Origin of the sequence: Bacillus sp. SIMBA_008, assembly GCF_046535495.1 — a bacterium.
Lineage (GTDB): Bacteria > Bacillota > Bacilli > Bacillales > Bacillaceae > Bacillus > Bacillus subtilis.
Window position 1 is genome coordinate 287,123 of record NZ_JAWRWL010000001.1, and the last position, 24,662, is coordinate 311,784.

Annotated in this window: 27 protein-coding genes and 2 other annotated features; of the genes, 23 read left to right on the top strand and 4 right to left on the bottom strand. The window is 44.0% G+C overall.

Translation table 11 applies throughout. From position 1 onward, the window contains the following. The first annotated feature begins 18 nt into the window (after positions 1-18). The 3 genes from hemL (at position 19) to cotN (ending at position 4,227) form a co-directional block, all read left to right on the top strand. Complete coding sequence (gene hemL / locus SB658_RS01425; protein ID WP_144500658.1) at positions 19-1,311, top strand: glutamate-1-semialdehyde 2,1-aminomutase; 1,293 nt, start codon at positions 19-21, stop codon at positions 1,309-1,311. Positions 1,312-1,441: 130 nt separating this feature from the next. Then, a complete protein-coding gene (gene spoVID / locus SB658_RS01430) occupies positions 1,442-3,169 on the top strand; it encodes a spore coat morphogenetic protein SpoVID (RefSeq protein ID WP_144500659.1) in 1,728 nt (575 codons plus the stop codon). Positions 3,170-3,201: 32 nt separating this feature from the next. Then, positions 3,202-4,227 carry a spore coat protein CotN gene (gene cotN / locus SB658_RS01435; RefSeq protein WP_029727114.1) on the top strand — a complete coding sequence of 342 codons (1,026 nt, stop codon included), beginning with the start codon at positions 3,202-3,204 and terminating at the stop codon, positions 4,225-4,227. Positions 4,228-4,245: 18 nt separating this feature from the next. Here cotN and SB658_RS01440 read toward each other — a convergent pair whose 3' ends face one another. After that, positions 4,246-4,437 (bottom strand): hypothetical protein, encoded by a 192-nt coding sequence (locus tag SB658_RS01440; protein ID WP_003222590.1) that lies wholly within the window; start codon positions 4,435-4,437, stop codon positions 4,246-4,248. 165 nt (positions 4,438-4,602) lie between these two features. Next, positions 4,603-4,825 (top strand) — a binding site (T-box leader). Between the two features lie 59 nt (positions 4,826-4,884). Here SB658_RS01440 and valS point away from each other — a divergent pair. The 16 genes from valS (at position 4,885) to rpmA (ending at position 19,306) form a co-directional block, all read left to right on the top strand. Further along, positions 4,885-7,527: a valine--tRNA ligase gene (valS, locus tag SB658_RS01445; protein ID WP_029727115.1), complete on the top strand. Its 2,643-nt coding sequence runs from the start codon at positions 4,885-4,887 to the stop codon at positions 7,525-7,527. 59 nt (positions 7,528-7,586) lie between these two features. After that, complete coding sequence (locus tag SB658_RS01450) at positions 7,587-8,879, top strand: bifunctional folylpolyglutamate synthase/dihydrofolate synthase (RefSeq protein WP_029727116.1); 1,293 nt, start codon at positions 7,587-7,589, stop codon at positions 8,877-8,879. 141 nt (positions 8,880-9,020) lie between these two features. Continuing rightward, positions 9,021-9,767 (top strand): prepilin peptidase, encoded by a 747-nt coding sequence (locus SB658_RS01455; RefSeq protein WP_144500660.1) that lies wholly within the window; start codon positions 9,021-9,023, stop codon positions 9,765-9,767. 133 nt (positions 9,768-9,900) lie between these two features. Further along, positions 9,901-10,893 carry a stage II sporulation protein SpoIIB gene (gene spoIIB / locus SB658_RS01460; protein ID WP_144500661.1) on the top strand — a complete coding sequence of 331 codons (993 nt, stop codon included), beginning with the start codon at positions 9,901-9,903 and terminating at the stop codon, positions 10,891-10,893. Between the two features lie 152 nt (positions 10,894-11,045). Beyond that, positions 11,046-11,615, top strand: a complete 570-nt coding sequence (locus tag SB658_RS01465; RefSeq protein WP_024572904.1) for a Maf family nucleotide pyrophosphatase — start codon at positions 11,046-11,048, stop codon at positions 11,613-11,615. 36 nt (positions 11,616-11,651) lie between these two features. Continuing rightward, a complete protein-coding gene (gene radC, locus SB658_RS01470; RefSeq protein WP_014480455.1) occupies positions 11,652-12,347 on the top strand; it encodes a RadC family protein in 696 nt (231 codons plus the stop codon). 91 nt (positions 12,348-12,438) lie between these two features. After that, entirely contained in the window at positions 12,439-13,452 is a 1,014-nt protein-coding gene (gene mreB / locus SB658_RS01475) for a cell shape-determining protein MreB (protein WP_003229650.1), read from the top strand. 30 nt (positions 13,453-13,482) lie between these two features. Continuing rightward, on the top strand, positions 13,483-14,355 hold the full coding sequence (gene mreC, locus SB658_RS01480; RefSeq protein WP_003222609.1) for a rod shape-determining protein MreC: 873 nt from the start codon (positions 13,483-13,485) through the stop codon (positions 14,353-14,355). Then, positions 14,352-14,870: a rod shape-determining protein MreD gene (gene mreD, locus SB658_RS01485; protein ID WP_004398811.1), complete on the top strand. Its 519-nt coding sequence runs from the start codon at positions 14,352-14,354 to the stop codon at positions 14,868-14,870. Before mreC ends, mreD begins: the two co-directional genes overlap by 4 nt. A gap of 52 nt (positions 14,871-14,922) precedes the next feature. Next, positions 14,923-15,603, top strand: a complete 681-nt coding sequence (gene minC / locus SB658_RS01490) for a septum site-determining protein MinC (protein ID WP_004398901.1) — start codon at positions 14,923-14,925, stop codon at positions 15,601-15,603. A gap of 1 nt (position 15,604) precedes the next feature. After that, positions 15,605-16,411 (top strand): septum site-determining protein MinD, encoded by an 807-nt coding sequence (gene minD, locus SB658_RS01495; protein WP_004398624.1) that lies wholly within the window; start codon positions 15,605-15,607, stop codon positions 16,409-16,411. A gap of 148 nt (positions 16,412-16,559) precedes the next feature. Continuing rightward, positions 16,560-17,354, top strand: a complete 795-nt coding sequence (gene spoIVFA, locus SB658_RS01500) for a stage IV sporulation protein SpoIVFA (protein ID WP_029727118.1) — start codon at positions 16,560-16,562, stop codon at positions 17,352-17,354. Further along, positions 17,347-18,213 carry a stage IV sporulation intramembrane metalloprotease SpoIVFB gene (gene spoIVFB / locus SB658_RS01505; RefSeq protein WP_004398649.1) on the top strand — a complete coding sequence of 289 codons (867 nt, stop codon included), beginning with the start codon at positions 17,347-17,349 and terminating at the stop codon, positions 18,211-18,213. Before spoIVFA ends, spoIVFB begins: the two co-directional genes overlap by 8 nt. Before the next feature lie 57 nt (positions 18,214-18,270). Then, positions 18,271-18,346: a sequence feature (ribosomal protein L21 leader region), on the top strand. 13 nt (positions 18,347-18,359) lie between these two features. Next, positions 18,360-18,668: a 50S ribosomal protein L21 gene (gene rplU / locus SB658_RS01510; RefSeq protein WP_003229668.1), complete on the top strand. Its 309-nt coding sequence runs from the start codon at positions 18,360-18,362 to the stop codon at positions 18,666-18,668. A gap of 2 nt (positions 18,669-18,670) precedes the next feature. Continuing rightward, positions 18,671-19,009 carry a ribosomal-processing cysteine protease Prp gene (locus SB658_RS01515; protein WP_003229669.1) on the top strand — a complete coding sequence of 113 codons (339 nt, stop codon included), beginning with the start codon at positions 18,671-18,673 and terminating at the stop codon, positions 19,007-19,009. A gap of 12 nt (positions 19,010-19,021) precedes the next feature. Continuing rightward, on the top strand, positions 19,022-19,306 hold the full coding sequence (gene rpmA, locus SB658_RS01520) for a 50S ribosomal protein L27 (protein WP_003222623.1): 285 nt from the start codon (positions 19,022-19,024) through the stop codon (positions 19,304-19,306). Between the two features lie 120 nt (positions 19,307-19,426). On the opposite strand, the gene SB658_RS01525 is transcribed toward rpmA, so the two are convergent. Beyond that, positions 19,427-19,549 carry a hypothetical protein gene (locus SB658_RS01525; protein ID WP_003229671.1) on the bottom strand — a complete coding sequence of 41 codons (123 nt, stop codon included), beginning with the start codon at positions 19,547-19,549 and terminating at the stop codon, positions 19,427-19,429. A 77-nt stretch (positions 19,550-19,626) separates the two neighbouring features. Between SB658_RS01525 and spo0B the strand changes: the two genes are divergently transcribed. From spo0B to pheA, 4 genes are read left to right on the top strand one after another with little or no spacing between them, the layout of a single operon-like run. After that, positions 19,627-20,205 carry a sporulation initiation phosphotransferase Sop0B gene (spo0B, locus tag SB658_RS01530; protein WP_004399131.1) on the top strand — a complete coding sequence of 193 codons (579 nt, stop codon included), beginning with the start codon at positions 19,627-19,629 and terminating at the stop codon, positions 20,203-20,205. A gap of 33 nt (positions 20,206-20,238) precedes the next feature. Beyond that, positions 20,239-21,525, top strand: coding sequence for a GTPase ObgE (gene obgE, locus SB658_RS01535; RefSeq protein ID WP_021480237.1), 1,287 nt, complete (start codon positions 20,239-20,241; stop codon positions 21,523-21,525). Between the two features lie 60 nt (positions 21,526-21,585). Next, positions 21,586-22,029 carry a transcriptional regulator ThrR gene (gene thrR, locus SB658_RS01540; protein ID WP_003222630.1) on the top strand — a complete coding sequence of 148 codons (444 nt, stop codon included), beginning with the start codon at positions 21,586-21,588 and terminating at the stop codon, positions 22,027-22,029. 16 nt (positions 22,030-22,045) lie between these two features. Beyond that, on the top strand, positions 22,046-22,903 hold the full coding sequence (pheA, locus tag SB658_RS01545; protein ID WP_014477545.1) for a prephenate dehydratase: 858 nt from the start codon (positions 22,046-22,048) through the stop codon (positions 22,901-22,903). Between the two features lie 23 nt (positions 22,904-22,926). On the opposite strand, the gene SB658_RS01550 is transcribed toward pheA, so the two are convergent. Further along, on the bottom strand, positions 22,927-23,469 hold the full coding sequence (locus SB658_RS01550; RefSeq protein WP_004398582.1) for a transcription repressor NadR: 543 nt from the start codon (positions 23,467-23,469) through the stop codon (positions 22,927-22,929). Further along, a complete protein-coding gene (nifS, locus tag SB658_RS01555; protein WP_070547604.1) occupies positions 23,429-24,616 on the bottom strand; it encodes a cysteine desulfurase NifS in 1,188 nt (395 codons plus the stop codon). Before nifS ends, SB658_RS01550 begins: the two co-directional genes overlap by 41 nt. Between the last annotated feature and the right edge of the window lie 46 nt (positions 24,617-24,662).

The following is a 24,662-nucleotide window of genomic DNA, read 5'->3' on the forward strand; positions in this document are numbered from 1 at the left end:
TGACAGGAGTTGAGGCAGATGAGAAGCTATGAAAAATCAAAAACGGCTTTTAAAGAAGCGCAAAAACTCATGCCGGGCGGTGTGAACAGTCCCGTTCGCGCATTTAAATCGGTAGACATGGACCCGATTTTTATGGAGCGCGGAAAAGGCTCGAAAATCTTTGATATTGACGGGAATGAATATATTGACTACGTCTTGTCATGGGGGCCTTTAATTTTAGGGCATACAAATGACCGCGTCGTAGAAAGCCTCAAAAAAGTGGCTGAATACGGGACAAGCTTCGGTGCTCCGACTGAAGTAGAAAATGAACTGGCTAAGCTCGTCATTGATCGTGTGCCATCTGTAGAAATTGTACGAATGGTAAGCTCCGGAACAGAGGCTACAATGAGTGCCCTCCGTTTGGCAAGGGGCTATACGGGCCGCAACAAGATTTTAAAATTTGAGGGCTGCTACCACGGACACGGCGATTCTCTCTTGATTAAAGCTGGTTCAGGTGTTGCCACTCTCGGTCTGCCTGACAGCCCGGGGGTGCCTGAAGGCATTGCGAAAAACACCATCACCGTTCCGTACAATGATTTAGAAAGTGTAAAGCTTGCTTTCCAGCAATTCGGTGAAGACATTGCGGGAGTCATTGTAGAGCCAGTTGCCGGAAATATGGGTGTTGTTCCGCCGCAAGAAGGTTTCCTGCAGGGTCTGCGTGATATCACTGAGCAGTACGGCTCCCTGCTGATTTTTGATGAAGTGATGACTGGCTTCCGGGTCGATTATAACTGCGCTCAAGGCTACTTCGGCGTAACGCCTGATCTGACTTGTTTAGGAAAAGTAATCGGGGGCGGACTTCCTGTCGGCGCTTATGGCGGAAAGGCAGAAATCATGGAGCAGATCGCTCCAAGCGGCCCGATCTATCAAGCTGGTACATTGTCAGGCAACCCGCTTGCGATGACGGCTGGCTTAGAGACATTGAAACAGCTGACACCTGATTCCTACAAGAATTTCATCAAAAAAGGCGACAGACTGGAAGAAGGAATTTCAAAAGCCGCCGAGGCTCATGGCATTCCGCATACCTTTAACCGTGCAGGTTCGATGATCGGTTTCTTCTTTACAAGCGAACCAGTCATCAATTATGAAACAGCGAAATCATCTGATTTGAAGCTGTTCGCAAGCTATTATAAAGGGATGGCAAATGAAGGGGTATTCCTTCCGCCATCACAATTCGAAGGTCTTTTCCTCTCAACGGCCCATACTGATGAAGATATTGAAAACACAATCCAGGCAGCTGAGAAAGTATTTGCTGAGATCAGCCGCAGATAAGAGTGAAAACCGGTATCAAGGACTCCTTGTGCCGGTTTTTTCGTGCTCTCCCACTCATATTTTCTCCAGTTCATACATACACCTTTAGTGACATCTAATTTTAAGGATTAGATGAAAGGAGGATATGAACTTGCCGCAAAATCATCGATTGCAATTTTCTGTAGAAGAATCGATCTGTTTCCAAAAAGGACAGGAAGTTTCTGAACTGCTTTCTATTTCATTAGATCCTGATATTAGGGTTCAGGAAGTAAATGATTATGTATCAATCATAGGATCGCTTGAACTTACAGGTGAGTACAACATAGATCAAAACAAACATACCGAAGAGATTTATACAGATAAGCGGTTTGTTGAACAAGTCAGAAAGAGAGAGGATGGAAGTGCGGAACTGACTCACTGTTTTCCTGTGGATATTACCATTCCGAAAAATAAAGTGAGCCATTTACAGGATGTCTTCGTCTTTATTGACGCATTTGACTATCAATTGACGGATTCGCGCATTTTAACAATTCAAGCTGATTTAGCGATTGAAGGGCTTTTGGATGATACGCAAGACAAAGAGCCGGAGATACCTTTATATGAAGCTCCTGCGGCATTCAGGGAGGAAGAGCTTTCAGAGCCGCCGGCACATAGTGTAGTAGAAGAACCGGGTGCATCATCGGCAGAGGAAGCAGTTCTTCAGCATGAACCGCCAGCCGAACCGCCAGAACTTTTTATCTCGAAAGCGGGGCTCCGTGAAGAACTGGAGACAGAAAAAGCAGAATCTGAGCCGCCTGAATCGGTTGCTTCAGAACCAGAGGCAAGAGAAGATGTGAAAGAGGAAGAAGAGTCAGAAGAGCTTGCTGTGCCGGAAACGGAGGTTCGTGCTGAATCGGAAACAGAAGAATCTGAGCCAGAACCTGATCCTTCAGAAATAGAGATTCAAGAGATCGTTAAAGCAAAAAAAGAAACGGCAGAGCCGGCAGCTGCAATAGCGGATGTTCGTGAAGAAGCAGACTCTCCAGCGGAGACTGAGCTTCGTGAACACGTTGGAGCAGAAGAATCGCCTGCTTTGGAAGCTGAGCTTCATTCAGAGACTGTGATTGCAAAGGAAAAAGAGGAAACAACAGTGTCTCCTAATCATGAATATGCGCTGCGCCAAGAGGCTCAAAATGAAGAAGCAGCTCAATCGGATCAGGCTGATCCTGCACTTTGCCAAGAAGAGGCGGAAGCGGATGAAGCTTTGGAGAGTGTATCAGAGGCCGCTCTCTCCATAGAAGATAGCAGAGACACAGCTTCAGCTGTATATGTGGAGAATGACAAAGCCGATTTACATTTCCATTTCAATCAAAAAACAAGCTCGGAGGAGGCATCTCAAGAAGAATTGCCTGAACCGGCATACCGTACCTTCCTGTCTGAACAAGAAGAGGAGGATTCTTTTTATTCAGCGCCTAAGCTGCTGGAGGAGGAAGAACAAGAGGAAGAGAGCTTCGAAATTGAAGTGAGAAAAACACCATCACCTGAAGAGCCTAAGGAAGAAACACCTTTTCAATCCTTCCAGCTGCCTGAATCTTCTGAGACTGAAAGGAAGGAAACGGATGCTGTTCCTAGGGTTGCTCCTGCTGCTGAAACGAAGGAACCTCAAACAAAGGAAAGTGATAATTCTCTTTATTTAACAAAACTCTTTACAAAAGAAGCGGATGAGTTTTCGAGAATGAAAATTTGTATTGTGCAGCAGGAAGATACGATCGAGCGTTTATGCGAACGGTATGAAATTACATCCCAGCAGCTGATCAGGATGAATTCTTTAGCCTTGGATGATGAATTAAAAGCAGGACAGATTCTCTATATTCCTCAATATAAAAATAGCCATGCGTAAACCGTAAGCGATCGGAAAATGTGGTGAATGAAATGGAAGATACCCAATCGGTTCTTCAGGAATACGGACTGACTGCTCAATTTATTGAGCCTGTCAGTCCTCTTGTTTGGAAAGTGTATACAGACTACGGCATATTTGCCCTGAAAAAATTGAAAGAAGGTCGCGGCAAGCATTTTACGGATCATATGGTGGCGATTGAGGAAAAAGGCTTTCGTTCATTCGTTCCCGTTTACAGAACAAATAGCGGTGAGTTTTTCTCAGCAGGCATACAATACGGAGATACCTACTATTTAATGCCTTGGCTCCAATTTGACCAAGAGGAAGAACGGGATCAAAAACATGTTTATTTATTTAGAGAAACAGCCCGTCTTCACGAGAGAACTGCACAGGAACTAAAGGTTAGACGTGATGAGATTGAACGTTATTACGGGCAAACGAAAAAAAAGTGGGAACAAGATAAAATTTTCTATGAGCAGTTTGTGGATAGAGCGGAGAAGGAATGGTACCTTTCTCCCTTTGAACTCCAGGCCATAACCTATTTTTCTGAAACCATTTCCGCGGTGAACTTTGCGCTGGAACGGCTGGAGGACTGGTATGAGTCCGCAAAGGAAAAGGACGTTTCAAGGGTTGTAATGAACCACGGCAGCCTGTCTATACACCATTTTCTGTATAATGATGCTGGGACCGGATATTTTACAAACTTCGAAAGAGCATCTGTCGGTCCTCCGCAAAACGACCTGCTCGGCTTTTATACAAAAATGTTCAGAGGCTTTCCGAAAGCTTGTCCGGAATGCGTCGAATGGTTTTATGGATATACGAAATCATTCCCTTTGCGTGAAGCGGAAGTCAGTCTTTTTCTCAGCTATATGGCATATCCGGCAGCCATGTACAAGGTGCTGAACGGTTATCAAACTGGGAAAAGACAGCATGAAAAAGAGGAATGTACACAATTATTAAAGGCTTATTGGCAAATGAAAAACATAGAGCCGTTTGTGATGAAAATTCATCAGATTGAACAAGAGAAAAAATTTCAGGCTGAAAACGAGTCCACGTCTTAATGGCGCGGACTTGTTTGTTTATATCCATTCTAAATGAAGGGCGCAAGCTAAAAAGATTAGGATTGCGAGCAGCAAAACATCAAAGGTTGTCGGAAAGAAAATGGTTCTGATTCCTTGAAAAATCGTAATGGGAATAATCACTTGTGCGGATACAAGCCGAATTTGCCTTACCCATGGCGGCAGCGAATAAGAGCTGAAACGTTTCTTCACGGTGCATCCTCCTCTACGCATTTACAAGCATCATATGTAAACTTGGGCAATAGGTGCCTGCCCATCTGTATAGAAAGCGGTGTTTTTGGAAAAGATGATTGACGAATCAAAAACACTTTTACTATAATAAAGAACATAAATAATGTATACAATGAGCTGATAAATACACCTGCTTAGAACGGGAAGAGTACAAAAAAGGCGCATGCAGAGAGAGAAGCCGTTTGCTGAAAGGCTTCTTATGTTGTCTGATTGGAAGGTCGCCCGGGAGCATAATTTCTTGAAAGAAGAGTAGAGAAATTCGGGAAACACCCGTTATCCGTTATAAGTGCATGAACTGATTGAGTTCATGAAAAAAGGTGGTACCGCGAAAGAGCTTTTCGTCCTTTTACAGGGATGAAGAGCTCTTTTTTCGTTCTCAGCCATTTTTAAACATGCTGGAGGGTTATGATGGAAACGAATGAACAAACAATGCCGACGAAATATGATCCGGCAGCGGTTGAAAAAGACCGATATGATTTTTGGCTAAAAGGCAAATTTTTTGAAGCGGGCAGTGACCAGACAAAAGAGCCATACTCTGTTGTCATCCCGCCGCCAAACGTAACAGGGAGACTTCACCTTGGCCACGCATGGGACACAACGCTGCAAGACATTGTAACAAGAATGAAACGCATGCAGGGCTATGATGTGCTGTGGCTTCCTGGCATGGACCACGCCGGCATCGCGACACAGGCTAAAGTGGAGGCGAAACTTCGTGAAGAAGGCAAATCCCGCTACGATTTAGGCCGTGAAAAATTCCTCGAAGAAACGTGGAAGTGGAAGGAAGAATATGCTGACTTTATTCGCAGCCAGTGGGCGAAATTAGGTCTTGGCCTAGATTATTCCCGTGAACGTTTTACGCTGGATGAAGGCTTGAGCAAAGCGGTAAGGGAAGTATTCGTTAAGCTTTATGAAAAAGGCCTGATCTACAGAGGCGAATATATTATTAACTGGGACCCAGCGACAAAAACAGCCCTATCCGACATTGAGGTGATTTACAAGGATGTTCAAGGCGCATTCTATCATATGAGCTATCCGCTTGCTGACGGTTCAGGCTCAATTGAAATTGCGACGACACGTCCTGAAACAATGCTCGGTGATACAGCTGTTGCCGTTCACCCTGAAGACGAGCGCTATAAACACCTTATCGGAAAAACGGTGATCCTGCCGATTGTAAATCGTGAAATTCCGATTGTCGGTGATGACTATGTTGATATGGAATTTGGTTCAGGTGCCGTGAAAATTACGCCTGCTCATGATCCGAACGACTTCGAGCTTGGCAACCGCCACAATTTAGAACGCATCCTTGTCATGAATGAAGATGGCACGATGAATGAAAATGCGCTCCAATATCAAGGTATGGATCGTTTTGAATGCCGCAAAAAGCTCGTGAAAGATTTACAGGAGGCGGGAGTTCTCTTCAAGATCGAGGATCATATGCACTCTGTCGGCCATAGTGAACGAAGCGGGGCTGTTGTGGAGCCTTATCTTTCTACACAATGGTTTGTGCGCATGCAGCCGCTTGCTGATGCAGCGATTGAGCTGCAAAAGAAAGAAGAAAAGGTCAACTTTGTGCCTGACCGTTTCGAAAAAACGTATTTACACTGGATGGAAAACATCCGCGACTGGTGTATCTCCCGTCAATTGTGGTGGGGCCATCGTATTCCTGCCTGGTATCATAGAGAAACAGGCGAGCTATATGTCGGGCTTGAAGCGCCGGAAGACAGCGAAAATTGGGAACAGGATACAGACGTACTGGATACATGGTTCAGTTCTGCGCTATGGCCTTTCTCCACAATGGGCTGGCCTGATGTAACGGCTGAAGACTTTAAACGCTACTATCCGACAGATGTTCTCGTGACAGGGTACGATATCATTTTCTTCTGGGTATCACGCATGATTTTCCAAGGCATTGAATTTACAGGCGAGCGCCCGTTCAAAGATGTTTTAATCCACGGCTTAATCCGTGACGAGCAAGGCCGGAAAATGAGTAAATCTCTTGGCAACGGTGTCGACCCGATGGATGTGATTGACAAGTACGGAGCCGATTCTCTGCGTTATTTCCTTGCGACTGGAAGCTCTCCTGGCCAGGATCTGCGCTTCAGCTATGAAAAAGTGGAATCAACCTGGAATTTTGCCAATAAAATTTGGAACGCTTCCCGTTTTGCATTAATGAATATGGATGGCATGACGTACGATGAGCTTGATCTGTCAGGCGAAAAGTCAGTCGCTGACAAGTGGATTTTAACGCGATTAAATGAAACGATCGAGCACGTGACCCAGCTTGCTGATCGATATGAATTTGGTGAAGTAGGACGCCATTTATATAACTTTATTTGGGATGATTTCTGTGATTGGTATATTGAAATGGCGAAGCTTCCGCTTTATGGAGAAGACGAAGCGGCTAAGAAAACTACCCGTTCCATCCTTGCTTACGTACTTGATCAAACGATGCGTCTGCTCCATCCGTTTATGCCATTCTTAACGGAGGAAATTTGGCAGCACCTTCCTCACCAAGGGGACTCGATTACAGTAAGTCAATGGCCTGTAGTAGTGCCGGAGCATACCGATACTGAAGCGGCAGCTGACATGAAGCTTCTTGTTGAGCTGATCCGTTCTGTGCGCAATATCCGCAGTGAAGTCAATACGCCAATGAGCAAGCAGGTTGAACTGTACATTAAAACAAGCACAGACGAAATAGCAGCCCGCCTCGAAGCAAACCGTTCATATGTTGAACGCTTTACGAATCCGAGTGTGCTTAAAATTGGCACCGATATTGAGGCTGTTGATAAGGCGATGACGGCCGTTGTCTCAGGAGCAGAGGTTATTCTTCCGCTTGAAGGCTTAATCAATATTGATGAAGAAATTGCCCGTCTGCAAAAAGAATTTGATAAACTGACAAAAGAAGTTGAGCGTGTCCAAAAGAAACTTGGAAATGAAGGATTTATGAAAAAAGCGCCTGCACACGTAATTGATGAAGAACGTGAAAAAGAAAAAGATTATGTGGCGAAGCGTGACGCTGTTCAAAAACGAATGGCTGAGCTGAAGGGTTAATGAAAAGCCGGGGCGGTTTCTAGAGAAACCGCCTTGTCTTATAAAAGAGGGGATTATCATTGTTTACTGCATATCAAGATGCGCGCAGCTGGATTCACGGGAGGCTGAAATTCGGGGTGAAGCCCGGACTTGGCCGAATGAAACAGCTGATGGCGCGGTTAGGACATCCTGAAAAAAAAATCCGAGCGTTCCACGTCGCAGGAACAAACGGTAAAGGATCAACTGTCGCTTTTATCCGTTCTATGCTGCAGGAAGCCGGATATACGGTTGGAACATTTACATCGCCTTATATTATTACGTTTAATGAACGGATCAGCGTAAACGGGATACCGATTTCTGATGAGGAATGGACAGCACTCGTCAATCAAATGAAACCGCACGTTGAAGCCCTTGATCAAACGGAATACGGACAGCCGACAGAATTTGAAATTATGACAGCTTGTGCATTTTTATATTTTGCAGAGTTTCATAAGGTCGATTTTGTTATTTTTGAAACAGGTCTGGGCGGTAGATTCGATTCTACTAATGTGGTTGAACCGCTCTTAACTGTGATTACAAGCATCGGACACGATCATATGAACATTTTGGGAAACACCATTGAAGAAATTGCAGGAGAAAAGGCTGGTATTATTAAAGAAGGTATTCCAATCGTTACAGCAGTTACCCAGCCGGAAGCTTTACAGGTCATCCGCCATGAAGCCGAACGGCATGCTGCGCCGTTCCAGTCATTGCATGATGCATGTGTTATTTTCAATGAAGAGGCTCTGCCTGCAGGAGAACAGTTTTCATTCAAAACGGAAGAGAAATGCTATGAAGATATTCGGACATCTCTGATTGGCACCTATCAAAGACAAAATGCTGCTTTGTCCATTTTGGCTGCGGAGTGGCTCAATAAGGAGAATATCGCCCATATCAGTGACGAAGCGTTAAGGAGCGGGCTTGTGAAGGCTGCTTGGCCGGGACGGTTAGAACTTGTTCAGGAGCATCCTCCGGTATATTTAGACGGTGCGCATAACGAAGAAGGTGTTGAAAAGCTGGCGGAAACGATGAAGCAGCGTTTCGCCAATTCACGCATTTCTGTGGTGTTTAGCGCGTTAAAGGACAAACCGTATCAGAACATGATTAAAAGACTGGAAACCATTGCTCATGCGATGCATTTTGCTTCTTTTGATTTCCCGCGTGCTTCTCTTGCAAAAGATCTCTATGATGCAAGTGAAATCAGCAATAAAAGCTGGAGTGAAGATCCAGACGATGTGATCAAATTCATAGAAAGCAAAAAGGGCTCAAATGAAATTGTGCTGATTACCGGATCTCTTTACTTTATTTCTGACATTCGAAAAAGGTTGAAATAAAAGCATCCGGCTCCGGCAGAATCAAAAAAAAAGATTCTGCCGTTTTTTTTATGTGTAAAATTGAATATTCCCAATTGGAGCTCAGGATGTCCATTTTGCTACAATCCATACCAGAACTCAATGAGTAAAGGTGTGTTGTCTATGCTATCCATTCTTTTTATCTTCGGACTTATCCTTGGTTCTTTTTACTATACGGCCGGGTGCCGTATCCCCTTACATCTATCTATTATTGCGCCCCGTTCATCATGCCCGTTTTGCCGGCGGACATTAACTCCTGCAGAATTAATTCCCATCCTGTCATTCCTATTTCAAAAAGGTAAATGTAAAAGCTGCGGGCATAGGATTTCTTTTATGTATCCCGCAGCAGAGCTTGTGACAGCGTGTTTATTTGCTTCCGCAGGAATACGCTTTGGCACATCGCTGGAACTGTTTCCCGCTGTGGTGTTTATCTCTCTTCTCATTATTGTTGCAGTGACAGATATTCATTTTATGCTGATTCCAAATCGAATATTGATTTTCTTTCTTCCCTTTTTGGCGGCCGCGAGATTGATTTCTCCGCTTGATTCCTGGTATGCAGGCCTGCTAGGTGCGGCAGCCGGATTTCTATTTCTGGCTGTAATTGCCGCAATCACCCATGGGGGAGTAGGGGGAGGAGATATTAAATTATTTGCGGTGATTGGCTTTGTGCTTGGTGTGAAAATGCTGGCAGCTGCCTTTTTCTTTTCAGTTTTGATAGGTGCATTATATGGAGCGACAGCTGTTCTGACTGGTAGGCTCGCTAAAAGGCAGCCGCTTCCCTTCGCCCCCGCTATAGCCGCAGGGAGCATTTTAGCCTATTTATACGGTGACTCTATCATTTCTTTTTATATCAAAATGGCATTGGGCTGACTGCTGAAAAATTTGACGAACGTTTTTTGGACAAGGCGACAAAAGTCTTGTTCTTTTTTTCTTTGCCTGTGCTAAAGTGTGTAGCATGAAAAGCCGACAAGAACGGTCAAGCAAATGAAGGGAGGAAGCGGAATTGAAAAAAAGAAAGAATAAAAAAAACAGTAAAGCCGCAGAAAAAGCCCTCAAGGTGACGATTAATGGAAAAGAAGAGACGGTTTACGAACAAGAGACACCAGATACAGAGGCAGATAAAAGCATGACATTTTCAAATTGGGAGGAAAAAAGACAGGCAGAACAAGAAGTTGCGGCATCCCAGGAACATCCTGATGAAGATGAATTCAATTGGGATTCCGAGGAGGACAAGGTGTTTAAAGAGGATCCAAAAGTTGTTCCTCCTTTTCAAAAGAAAAAAACAAAGCTTTATGCAAAAGGAAAGACCGGGGCTGCCAAACCGGTAAAAAGAGTGGCCGCGACGATTGCCTTCGCGGCTGTCATTGGCACTGGATTAGGGTTATTCGCGTTAAACATATCGGGGAATAAAGAAGCGTCAGCACCGGCCTCTTTAGAGGATTCTCTAGGCAGCCAAACGGCAAAAGCAGGGGATACTTCAACTGAAAAACAAACTTCAGGCGCAGAAAAACAAGCGGCACAAACTGAAGGTACATACAAAACATACGCTGTGCAAGCCGGAAAATTTTCAAATGAAAAGGGCGCCGAAACGTTAACAGAACAATTGACCGAAAAAGGATATTCCGCCGTGTCACTGTCAAAGGATGACGGGTATACGTATGTTATTGCAGGCTTAGCAAGTGAAAAGGAGGTCTCACAGCAGTTAGGACAGGTTTTAATCGACAGTGATTTTGAAGCCTGGGGAGGCAAGGAGCTTTCCTTATCAATAGAGTCAGATATGACAGATTCTTTTAAGGAAACAGCGGAGCTTGCAGCAAAGGCGATTCTCGGCGAAGACATTACAAAAGCGAGTGTAGAGAAAATAGAAAAGTCGCTTGGTGAAACAAAAGCTTCAGGAGAGAAAAAAGCGATTTTGCAGGCTTTAAAGGAATTAGAGGATCCAAGTGCTGAAGCCGGGTGGAAGGCTCAGCAGGAGCTGTTAGCCGTCGTAAAATAAGAGATAGTGCCCTGAGCCTTCGTCCTTTAGTGACAGGCTTTTTTTATTTTGTCATGAAAAAGTTATTTTTCTGAAATTGTGACAAGCCTCGTGATTTGGTAGGATAAACGAGTATCTTTTTTTCTTAAGCAAACCCTGAAAGGATGACGAACATGACAAAACCGCTAATACTTGCATCACAATCTCCGCGCAGGAAAGAACTCCTCGATCTTCTCCAGCTGCCCTACTCCATTATTGTCAGTGAAGTAGAAGAAAAATTAAATCGAAACTTTTCACCAGAAGAAAACGTCCAATGGTTGGCAAAACAAAAAGCTAAGGCTGTAGCTGATCTCCACCCGCATGCAATCGTTATCGGTGCTGATACAATGGTATGCCTTGACGGCGAATGTCTTGGCAAACCGCAGGATCAAGAAGAAGCTGCTTCTATGCTGCGGAGGCTTTCAGGCCGAAGTCACTCAGTAATAACCGCGGTCAGCATTCAAGCTGAAAATCACAGCGAGACTTTTTATGATAAGACAGAAGTTGTGTTTTGGTCCCTCAGTGAAGAAGAGATTTGGACGTATATTGAAACAAAAGAGCCGATGGATAAAGCAGGTGCATACGGCATCCAAGGAAGAGGCGCGCTTTTTGTAAAGAAAATAGACGGAGATTATTATTCAGTCATGGGCCTTCCTATATCAAAAACAATGAGAGCTCTTCGCCATTTTGATATAAGGGCATGACGGTTCTATAAACGGGAAGGGAAAGAAAAGGAGTGCTTGGTCATACACGATCTGCCATTAAAACTCAAAGATTTCCCAATCAAAGAAAAGCCAAGAGAACGGCTCCTGAAAGTCGGAGCCGAGAACTTAGCGAATCATGAACTTTTGGCTATATTATTGCGGACAGGGACTAAACACGAATCTGTTTTGGACCTGTCAAACCGGCTGCTGCGCTCATTTGACGGGCTGCGTCTGCTCAAGGAAGCATCGGTTGAAGAGCTGTCAAGCATCCCGGGAATCGGTATGGTAAAAGCGATTCAAATACTGGCTGCAGTTGAGCTTGGAAGCCGGATTCACAAATTAGCCAACGAAGAACATTTCGTTATTCGCTCCCCGGAAGACGGCGCTAATCTCGTCATGGAGGATATGCGCTTTTTAACCCAGGAGCATTTTGTCTGTTTATACTTAAATACAAAAAATCAAGTCATCCATAAACGCACCGTATTTATCGGAAGCCTGAATTCATCTATTGTCCACCCGCGAGAGGTGTTTAAAGAAGCGTTTAAACGATCTGCCGCTTCCTTTATCTGTGTTCATAATCATCCTTCTGGAGATCCGACGCCGAGCAGGGAGGATATTGAAGTGACAAGACGGCTGTTTGAATGCGGAAACCTGATTGGCATCGAGCTGCTTGACCATTTGGTGATCGGGGATAAAAAATTTGTGAGTTTAAAGGAAAAAGGATATTTGTAACACTTTTTTTTTCGTCGAATTAAGCTATAATAGAGTTTATGAGTTTTTCCCTTTAGGGTATTTTTGCTTTAAGAAAGGAAGATACATACATATGTTTGGAATTGGTGCTAGAGACCTTGGTATAGATCTTGGAACTGCGAATACGCTTGTTTTTGTAAAAGGAAAAGGAATTGTTGTGAGAGAGCCGTCAGTTGTCGCTTTGCAGACGGATACGAAATCGATTGTCGCTGTCGGAAATGATGCGAAAAATATGATTGGACGGACACCGGGCAACGTGGTGGCTCTTCGCCCGATGAAAGACGGCGTTATCGCTGATTATGAAACAACGGCGACGATGATGAAATATTACATCAATCAAGCCATAAAAAATAAAGGCATGTTTGCCAGAAAACCATATGTAATGGTATGTGTCCCATCAGGCATTACAGCTGTTGAAGAACGCGCTGTTATCGATGCGACAAGACAGGCGGGAGCGCGTGACGCGTATCCGATTGAAGAGCCTTTTGCCGCAGCAATCGGAGCCAATCTGCCAGTTTGGGAACCGACTGGAAGCATGGTTGTTGATATCGGGGGCGGTACGACAGAAGTTGCGATTATTTCCCTCGGAGGCATCGTAACGTCTCAGTCAATCCGTGTAGCCGGTGATGAGATGGACGACGCAATTATCAACTACATCAGAAAAACGTACAACCTGATGATCGGTGACCGTACGGCTGAAGCGATTAAAATGGAAATCGGATCTGCAGAAGCTCCTGAAGAATCCGACAACATGGAAATCCGCGGACGCGATTTGCTCACAGGTCTGCCGAAAACAATTGAAATTACAGGAAAAGAGATTTCTAATGCTCTACGCGACACTGTATCTACAATTGTCGAAGCAGTGAAGAGCACACTCGAAAAAACACCGCCTGAGCTTGCAGCAGATATCATGGACAGAGGTATAGTGTTAACCGGCGGCGGAGCGCTTTTGCGCAATTTAGACAAAGTCATCAGCGAAGAAACAAAAATGCCGGTCCTTATCGCCGAAGACCCGCTTGATTGTGTAGCGATCGGAACAGGGAAAGCACTGGAGCACATCCATCTTTTCAAAGGGAAAACTAGATAATCGGGAGTTCAATAGAAGAGGTGTAACACGATGCCGAATAAGCGGTTAATGCTATTACTTCTGTGTATTATCATATTGGTGGCTATGATTGGATTTTCGCTGAAGGGCGGCCGCAATACCACCTGGCCTGAGAAAGTGATCGGCGATACGACGGGAGTATTTCAAAATATTTTTCATACGCCTGCCGAATTTTTTGCAGGAATATTTGAGAACATCAATGATTTAAAAAACACATACAAAGAAAACGAGCGTCTAAGAGAAAAACTTGACGGACAGACACAATATGAAGCCAAGCTTCAAGAGCTTGAAGAAGAAAACAAATCCTTGCGTGACGAGCTTGGCCATGTCAAATCGATTAAAGATTACAAGCCGATTTTAGCAACGGTCATCGCCAGAAGCCCTGATAATTGGGCCAAACAGGTCACCATTAACAAGGGGACTCAGCAAAACGTAGCGAAAGATATGGCCGTTACAAACGAAAAAGGCGCATTAATCGGCAAGATCAAAAGCTCCGGACTTAACAATTTTACGTCTACTGTTCAGCTTTTAAGCGATACTGACCGCAATAACAGAGTCGCGACAAAAATTTCCGGAAAAAAAGGCAGCAAAGGCTACGGCTTGATCGAAGGATATGACAAAGAGAAAAAACGTCTTAAGATGACAATTATTGAGCGTAAGGATAAACAAGACGTGAAAAAAGGCGATCTTATTGAAACATCAGGGACAGGCGGTGTTTTCCCAGAAGGGCTGACAATCGGTGAAGTGACTGATATCGAGTCAGATTCCTATGGACTGACAAAGGTTGCTTATGTAAAACCTGCGGCTGACCTTACAGATTTAAATAATGTGATCGTTGTTAACCGTGACGTGCCGACTGTCGATACAGAGGAGGAAGGATCGTGAAACGTTTCCTTCTCCCTTTCGTTATGATGCTTGTTTTTTCTGCGGAAAGCATTTTTACAGATTTGGTGCATTTTCCTTTCGTTACAGATGACCAAGTGCTCGCCCCGCGTTTTTTGATGCTTGTATTGATATTCATGTCGGCTTTTATCAACCAAAAACACGCGATGATTTACGGATTTATTTTTGGTTTTCTATATGACATGAACTATACAAGTCTATTAGGCGTTTACATGTTTGGTTTTGCAGGGTTATGCTATTTGGCTTCAAAAGCGTTTAAAGTGTTACATACAAACGCATTTGTAGTGATATTGATAGCAGTTCTGGCTGTCTGTCTGCTCGAATTTTACGTATTCGGCATTCAGTCTTTGATTCATAAAGATATTATGACGTTTAACGGATTTGTGCTTGACCGGTTTATACCGACAATTTTATTAAATATTGCAGCAGCTCTTATTCTTGTTCTGCCATTTAGATTGTTTTTTATGAGTCTAAAGAAAGAATTGAGAGATGAGTAAAAAGGATTTTATCTTTTTTTGACGAAATGAGTATGTTGTTGAGGTGAATATTGTGAAGACCAAAAAGCAGCAATATGTAACAATAAAAGGAACAAAGAATGGACTAACATTGCATCTGGATGATGCGTGTTCTTTTGATGAGCTTCTCGATGGTCTTCAGAATATGCTGTCAATTGAACAATATACCGATGGAAAAGGCCAGAAAATCAGCGTTCATGTTAAGCTGGGAAATCGCTTTTTATATAAGGAGCAAGAGGAACAGCTAACCGAATTGATTGCGTCAAAGAAAGATTTGTTTGTTCATTCTATTGACAGTGAAGTCATTACTAAAAAAGAAGCACAGCAGATAAGAGAGGAAGCCGAAATTATTTCTGTTTCAAAAATTGTCCGTTCAGGCCAAGTGCTGCAGGTAAAAGGCGACTTGCTCCTGATCGGTGACGTGAATCCCGGCGGAACAGTCAGGGCCGGAGGGAACATTTTTGTTCTGGGCTCACTGAAAGGAATCGCGCATGCCGGGTTTAATGGAAATAATCAAGCGGTCATCGCCGCCTCTGAAATGCTTCCGACACAATTAAGAATCAATCATGTGTTAAATCGCTCCCCAGACCACATTCAAAAAGGGAACGAAATGGAATGTGCTTATTTAGATACAGACGGAAATATGGTCATTGAACGCCTTCAACATTTGGCTCATTTAAGACCTGATCTAACAAGGCTTGAGGGAGGAATGTGAATTGGGTGAGGCTATCGTAATAACTTCGGGAAAAGGCGGAGTAGGTAAGACAACAACATCTGCGAACCTCGGTACCGCCTTAGCCATTTTAGGGAAGCGCGTATGCTTAGTAGATACTGATATAGGACTGCGCAACCTTGATGTTGTAATGGGTCTTGAAAATAGAATTATTTACGATCTGGTAGACGTTGTAGAGGGCAGATGCAAAATGCATCAGGCGCTCGTAAAAGACAAACGTTTCGATGATCTGCTCTATTTAATGCCCGCTGCTCAAACGAGCGATAAGACAGCTGTTGCTCCTGAACAAATTAAAAACATGGTCCAAGAGCTCAAACAGGAATTTGACTATGTCATCATAGACTGTCCTGCCGGAATCGAGCAAGGGTACAAAAATGCCGTTTCCGGAGCTGATAAAGCGATTGTGGTCACTACGCCTGAAATCTCAGCTGTTCGTGATGCTGACCGTATTATAGGGCTGCTGGAGCAAGAGGAAAATATTGAACCGCCGCGGCTCGTTGTTAACAGAATCAGAAATCACCTGATGAAAAACGGTGACACGATGGATATCGACGAAATCGTACAGCATTTGTCGATCGATTTGCTAGGAATCGTGGCTGATGATGATGAAGTCATCAAAGCTTCCAACCATGGTGAACCGATTGCGATGGACCCGAAAAATCGCGCTTCTATTGCATATCGCAATATTGCCCGCCGCATCTTAGGTGAATCTGTTCCTTTACAGGTGCTTGAAGAGCAAAATAAAGGAATGATGGCTAAGATTAAGTCATTTTTCGGCGTAAGATCTTAATGTGATAGAATTAAAGAGAAGAATCTGACAAAGCAAATGCTGTGTCAGGTTTTTTTGTTTTTGCCTGCTTTGTTCCTGACTAAACCGAATATTTGCCATGGACAAGACATATGATGTACAAACCCAACGAATGCAAAGGATGATGGCAATGAGTCACAGAGCAGATGAAATCAGAAAACGATTAGAGAAAAGAAGAAAGCAGCTTTCCGGCTCAAAACGTTTCTCTACTCAGACAGTTTCTGAAAAGCAGAAACCCCCGTCCTGGGTGATGGTAACGGATCAGGAAAAGCATGGAACACTTCCGGTCTACGAAGATAACATGCCAACATTCAACGGAAAACACCCATTGGTGAAAACAGATTCAATTATCCTGAAATGTCTTCTGTCGGCCTGCCTTGTTCTCGTTTCAGCTATAGCCTATAAAACAAACATTGGACCCGTCAGTCAGATTAAACCCGCCGTAGCCAAAACCTTTGAAACTGAATTTCAATTTGCTTCAGCAAGCCATTGGTTCGAAACCAAATTCGGAAATCCGCTTGCTTTCCTGGCTCCTGAACACAAAAATAAGGAACAGCAGATTGAAGTAGGCAAAGATCTGATCGCGCCTGCATCCGGGAAAGTACAGCAGGATTTTCAGGACAATGGGGAAGGAATTAAAGTCGAAACAAGCAGCGATAAGATTGATAGTGTAAAAGAAGGCTATGTGGTTGAAGTCAGCAAAGACAGCCAGACGGGACTGACGGTTAAGGTGCAGCATGCTGACAACACCTATAGTATCTATGGCGAGCTCAAAGATGTGGATGTTGCTTTATATGATTTTGTGGATAAAGGCAAAAAGCTCGGTTCGATTAAGCTTGATGATCATAATAAAGGGGTCTATTATTTTGCCATGAAAGACGGCGATAAATTTATTGATCCGATTCAGGTGATTACATTTGAATAAATGGCTCGACCTTATCTTAAAGATCCATGTGCATCCTTTTCTTTGGATTATCGCGGCGCTGGGCTTGCTCACAGGCCATATGAAAGCATTATTATGTCTGCTCCTGATTGTATTGATTCATGAGCTGGGGCATGCTGCTCTGGCCGTATTTTTTTCTTGGAGAATCAAGCGTGTTTTTTTGCTGCCGTTTGGGGGAACGGTCGAAGTGGAAGAACACGGGAATCGGCCGTTAAAGGAAGAGTTTGCGGTCATTATTGCCGGCCCTCTTCAGCACATCTGGCTTCAGTTTGCCGCCTGGATGCTTGCAGAAGTCTCAGTGATTCATCAGCATACCTTTGAACTCTTCACCTTTTATAATCTTTCTATCTTATTTGTCAATTTACTGCCGATCTGGCCGCTGGATGGAGGAAAACTGTTATTTTTGTTGTTTTCCAAACAGCTGCCTTTTCAAAAGGCTCACCGGCTTAATCTAAAAACGTCGCTCTGCTTCTGCCTGTTGCTCGGGTGCTGGGTTTTATTCGTGATTCCTCTGCAGATCAGCGCATGGGTTTTGTTTGTCTTTCTGGCTGTTTCCTTGTTTGAGGAATATCGGCAAAGGCACTATATCCATGTGAGATTTCTCCTCGAAAGGTATTACGGAAAAAACAGGGAGCTTGAGAAACTTCTGCCGCTGACAGTAAAGGCGGAGGATAAAGTCTATCATGTGATGGCCGAGTTCAAACGTGGCTGTAAGCATCCGATTATTATAGAAAAATCAGGCCAAAAGCTCAGCCAGCTTGACGAGAATGAAGTGCTGCACGCTTACTTTGCCGATAAGCGGACGAATTCTTCCATGGAGGAACTGCTTCTGCCCTACTAAAACTGATTGACAAACGGCTTGTATTTTGGTATATTTTTTAATGTTATGGATGTAGCACCATTGCTACAACCGCTCAGTACAGGTGTTAAGAGCTTTTACAGCCCCCTGGTATCTGGCGAGTCTTAGTCTAATAGGAGGTGCAGAGAATGTACGCAATCATTAAAACAGGCGGTAAACAAATCAAAGTTGAAGAAGGCCAAACTGTTTACATCGAAAAACTTGCTGCTGAAGCAGGTGAAACAGTTACTTTTGAAGACGTTTTGTTTGTTGGCGGAGACAACGTGAAAGTCGGCAACCCTACAGTTGAAGGCGCAACAGTAACGGCTAAAGTTGAAAAACAAGGCCGCGCGAAAAAAATCACTGTTTTCAGATACAAACCAAAGAAAAACGTTCATAAAAAACAAGGTCATCGTCAGCCTTACACTAAAGTGACGATCGAAAAAATCAACGCGTAAGCATGATTCAGGCAACAATCAGGAGGTCTCATGATAAAGGCATATTGTCTTTTGAAATGACGGGCCATGCGAATTTTGCTGAACATGGACAAGATCTTGTTTGTGCCGGAGTGACAGCCGTTGTGTTTGGAGCCGTTAACGCGGTCATTGTGCTCGCGGGCTTCGAGCCGCTTCTTGATATAGGGGAGGACGGGGGTTATTTTTATTTTGAATTCCCTGAATCTCTTGATCCAGAGGCACGCCAAAAAGCTCAGTTGCTGATTGAAGGCATGATTGTTTCGCTGGAGACAATCGAACGGGATTACAAAGACAACTTGCGTGTGACCACAAACATAATATAGGAGGTGAGCTACATGCTTAGATTAGATCTTCAGTTTTTCGCTTCTAAAAAAGGAGTAGGTTCTACAAAGAACGGACGTGACTCTGAGGCTAAACGTTTAGGTGCTAAACGTGCTGACGGTCAATTCGTAACAGGCGGTTCTATCCTTTACCGTCAACGCGGAACAAAAATTTACCCAGGTGAAAACGTGGGCCGCGGCGGAGATGACACTCTATTTGCGAAAATCGACGGAACTGTTAAATTCGAACGTTTCGGCCGTGACCGCAAAAAAGTGAGCGTATATCCTGTAGCTCAATAATGATTCAAAAAACTCCGGTCGATGATGACTGGAGTTTTTTTTGCAATATGCGGAGTAAACACCTAGAATGAAATGCAGAGTATGTGCGAGCAGACCCCGCCAAGAATGAGAATAAACATCTCAAACCCACTGGATATGTTCCCCAAGCAGTAATACATAAAATGTTCTGCCTGGCTGCAAATCAACCAAAGCCAGAAAAAAGGAACATGATATTTCTGGGAAAAACAATTGTTTTTCTAACAAAGCCTTCTCTGTTATAATTCATAATACACACTTATACAGACTCCTAAATAAGAAATTAAATGATTGGGAGTGCGAAAATGAAGGATGTTTCAAAAAATCAAGAAGAAAATATAAGCGACACGGCATTAACAAACGAACTGATTCATCTGCTTGGCCATTCCCGGCATGATTGGATGAATAAGCTGCAGCTGATTAAAGGAAACTTAAGCTTGCAGAAGTATGACCGCGTCTTTGAAATGATTGAAGAAATGGTTATAGACGCAAAGCACGAATCAAAGCTCTCAAACCTGAAAACACCGCATTTGGCGTTTGATTTTCTTACGTTTAATTGGAAAACCCATTATATGACGCTTGAATATGAAGTTCTCGGAGAAATTAAGGATTTGTCGGCTTATGATCAAAAGCTGGCGAAACTGATGAGAAAGCTGTTTCATCTGTTTGATCAAGCAGTCAGCAGAGAGAGTGAAAATCATTTAACGGTTTCGCTTCAAACGGATCATCCTGACAGACAGCTGATTCTGTACCTTGATTTTCACGGCGCCTTTGCCGATCCATCTGCTTTTGATGATATTCGGCAGAATGGATATGAGGACGTTGATATCATGCGTTTTGAAATCACGAGTCACGAATGTCTGATTGAAATTGGGTTGGACTAGCGGAGTTTTTAACGGTTTAGAACGGAGGACATTATGTTTGTAGATCAGGTCAAAGTATATGTAAAAGGCGGCGACGGCGGCAACGGTATGGTTGCGTTTCGCCGTGAAAAATATGTGCCGAAAGGCGGCCCTGCCGGCGGTGACGGAGGAAAGGGAGGAGACGTCGTTTTTGAAGTAGATGAAGGTCTCCGCACCCTGATGGATTTTAGATACAAAAAACACTTTAAAGCGATTCGCGGCGAGCATGGCATGTCCAAAAACCAGCACGGGCGAAATGCTGATGATATGGTCATTAAAGTTCCACCGGGCACCGTTGTGACAGACGATGATACAAAACAGGTCATCGCTGATTTAACAGAGCACGGACAGCGGGCTGTCATTGCAAGAGGCGGAAGAGGAGGAAGAGGGAATAGCCGCTTTGCTACACCGGCTAATCCCGCGCCTCAGCTTTCAGAAAACGGCGAGCCGGGAAAAGAACGCTACATTGTTCTTGAATTAAAAGTGCTTGCAGATGTCGGACTTGTCGGGTTCCCGAGTGTGGGAAAATCTACTTTGCTGTCTGTTGTCTCATCTGCAAAACCGAAAATTGCGGACTATCACTTTACAACGCTTGTCCCGAATCTCGGCATGGTTGAAACGGATGACGGACGCAGCTTTGTCATGGCCGATTTGCCGGGGCTGATTGAAGGCGCACACCAAGGCGTCGGACTGGGCCACCAGTTTTTGCGCCATATTGAACGGACGAGGGTTATTGTTCACGTCATTGACATGTCAGGCTTAGAAGGCCGCGATCCGTATGAGGATTATCTTACGATTAACCAGGAGCTGAGCGAGTACAATCTGCGTCTCACCGAGCGTCCGCAAATTATCGTTGCAAATAAAATGGACATGCCGGAGGCTGCGGAAAATCTCGAAGCCTTTAAAGAAAAGCTGACGGATGATTATCCGGTATTCCCGGTCAGTGCGGTGACAAGAGAAGGTCTGCGTGAGCTTCTGTTTGAGGTTGCCAATCAGCTTGAGAACACACCGGAATTCCCGCTGTATGACGAGGAAGAGCTTACACAAAACCGTGTCATGTACACGATGGAAAATGAAGAAGTGCCATTTAACATTACACGCGATCCAGACGGTGTATTTGTGCTTTCAGGAGACAGCCTTGAGCGGTTATTCAAGATGACTGATTTCTCACGTGATGAATCGGTTAAACGGTTTGCAAGACAGATGCGCGGAATGGGTGTTGATGAAGCACTCAGAGAACGCGGAGCCAAGGATGGAGATATAATCAGGCTTCTGGAATTTGAATTTGAATTTATTGATTAATGAATGTTGGCTGAAAAGAGAGCCTGGTGTCAGGCTCTCTATTTTAAAGGGGAGATGCAAATGAAAGAGGAGACATTTTATCTTGTCCGTGAAGATGTATTGCCCGATGCAATGAGAAAAACATTAGAAGTCAAAAAGCTGCTTGATCGAAAAAAAGCAGATTCAGTAGCAGATGCCGTTCAAAAGGTCGATTTAAGCAGAAGTGCGTTTTATAAATACAGGGATGCTGTTTTTCCATTCTACACCATGGTAAAAGAACAAATTATCACACTTTTCTTTCATTTGGAGGATAGGTCAGGTGCGTTATCTCAGCTTCTTCAGGCGGTAGCTGATTCTGGAAGCAACGTTCTTTCCATTCACCAGACCATTCCGCTTCAAGGCAGAGCAAATGTGACACTGTCTATCAGTACGTCGGCAATGGAAGAAGACATTCATACATTAATGAATAAGCTCAGGAAGTTTGATTTTGTAGAAAAGGTTGAAATATTAGGTTCAGGTGCATAAGGGAGAGAAAATCGTCATGAAAGTCGGTTATTTAGGTCCAGCAGCTACATTTACACATCTAGCAGTCAGTTCTTGTTTTCAAAACGGCGCCGAACATGTTGCTTACCGCACCATTCCGGAGTGTATAGATGCAGCCGTTGCAGGCGAAGTTGATTTTGCTTTTGTTCCTTTGGAAAATGCATTAGAAGGATCTGTTAATCTAACAATAGACTATTTAATACATGAACAGCCCTTGCCAATCGTGGGTGAAATGACGTTGCCGATTCATCAGCACTTGCTCGTCCATCCCTCTAGAGAGAATGCATGGAAAGAGCTCGACAAAATTTACTCACATTCACACGCGATTGCGCAATGCCATAAATTTCTTCATCGACATTTTCCTTCCGTTCCATATGAATACGCCAATTCTACCGGGGCGGCAGCAAAGTTTGTCAGTGACCATCCCGAGCTGAATATCGGGGTCATTGCCAATGATATGGCAGCTTCTACATACGAATTAAAAATCGTGAAACGGGATATACAGGATTATAGGGACAATCATACAAGATTTGTTATCCTGTCTCCTGATGAAAACATATCTTTTGAAGTGAATTCAAAATTGAGCTCTAGGCCCAAAACGACCTTAATGGTCATGCTGCCGCAGGATGATCAGTCCGGGGCGCTGCATAGAGTGCTGTCTGCATTTTCTTGGAGAAATTTAAACTTGTCAAAAATTGAGTCACGTCCGACTAAAACCGGATTAGGCCATTATTTCTTTATTATTGATATTGAGAAAGCGTTTGATGATGTATTGATTCCAGGGGCCATGCAGGAGCTTGAAGCGCTCGGCTGCAAAGTGAAGCTCCTGGGTGCATACCAGTCTTACCAATTATAAAAAAGCCCTCTAGAGGGCTTTTTTTAGTCTTTAATTAAAATGCCGGCTTCTTCGAGGGCTTGGCAGGCTTGATCGATGCGATGTTCATCAGGTGCTGTCAGTGTATGCAGGTGCACGCCGTCGGTCAGCTGTGATAAGTAGGCAGCATTCGTAGAATTGATTTTTTTAATGAAATGGCTAACTTCCTTCCGGGTGCCTACTTGGATGGCTGCAGTTAAATCTCCATACACGGGATGCTCGATTTTTACGTCTTTTACTGTAACGCCTTCGTCGACGATGAGCTGCAGTTCCTCTTCTGTCCGTTCAGGACCGTGTAGACATGCTATGATTCTTTCTGCCTGCTGGTGCTGCTGAGCGGCTGCATCCATGTATACATATCCTTGGCTTGTGGCGATAATCGGTACATTTTTCGCTTTCAAGAGCGATATATCCTGTACAATAACCTGTCTTGAAACGTTCGCTTTTTTTGCGAGTTCTCCTCCTGTCAGCGGTGATTTAGATTCCTTCAGCCACAGAAGAAGCTGGTCACGCCTGTTGGCGCCCATTAGCTTTAATTCTTCGGTCAATATCAAATTCTCCTTTCTTTTGTTCCCAAAGCACTGTAAACGTATGTAATAACTGTTCCAGCTGTTCAGCTGTTGTATGCCTGCCAAAAGAGATGCGGATAAATTGCAGAGCTTCTTGTTCGGTTTTTCTTAATGCTTTCATTGTTTCAGACGGACCGTGGTAACCTGCAGAACAAGCGCTGCCGGTTGAAATGCAAATATTACTCCGATTACATTCTAACATAACATATTGTCCTTCAAATGAGTGAAAAAAACACCCTATAATATGCGGAAGACATTCTGCTTGCGAAGTCTCTGCCGCAAGGGTTATAGGGAGAGACCGAATACGGATTTGGTCTAGAAAGTATGTTCTTAATGCCTCATTGCGGGATATCTGTTTTTCCATTTCGCTTACGATCAATTCTGCAGCGGCAGTGAAGGCACCGATCCCGGGAACATTTACGGTGCCGGCTCTGAATCCGTATTCGTGAGTAGTCAGAGGATAAACGGGTTTCCAAGGGACATCCGGACGGATATAGACCGCCCCTACTCCTTTTGGACCGTGGATTTTATGGCTGGACATTGAGAGTGCATCTACTCCCAGATTTTTTGTATTGATCGGGATCTTTCCAAACGTTTGAACAGCGTCGCAATGAAGAAGAATCCCCTTATTGTGCAGGTATGAAGACAGGCGTTGAATGGGCTGAATGATCCCGGTTTCAGAATTTGCATGCTGAATAGATATAAGGCCTGTTTCCGGCCGGATATGGGCTAGTAATATTTCCTCGGTAATAAGCCCGTATTCATTCGGTTCAATGACTGTTACATCATATCCCTGCTGTTCCAAAAAAGCAGCGCAATTATGAATGGACTGATGTTCCATGGCAGTCGTAATAAAATGTCTTTTCGTTTTTGGCAGGCCGTTTAGCAATGATTGAATGGCCAGAAAATTGGATTCAGTGCCGCCGCTTGTAAAATAGATGCCGCTTGCTTCTCCGCCAATGATGTTGGCGATTTTTTCACGGCAGTACTCCAGTATGTGCTTTGCTTTTCCTCCTGCATCATGCAGGCTGCTGGCATTTCCGTACATATCCATACTAAGCTTCTGATATACAGTAAGGGCTTCCTCACAAATAGGCGTTGTCGCTGCATAATCTAAATAAATCATCCGGTCTTCCTCCATCCGTTCTCCATAAAAAACTCTTGAGTTTATT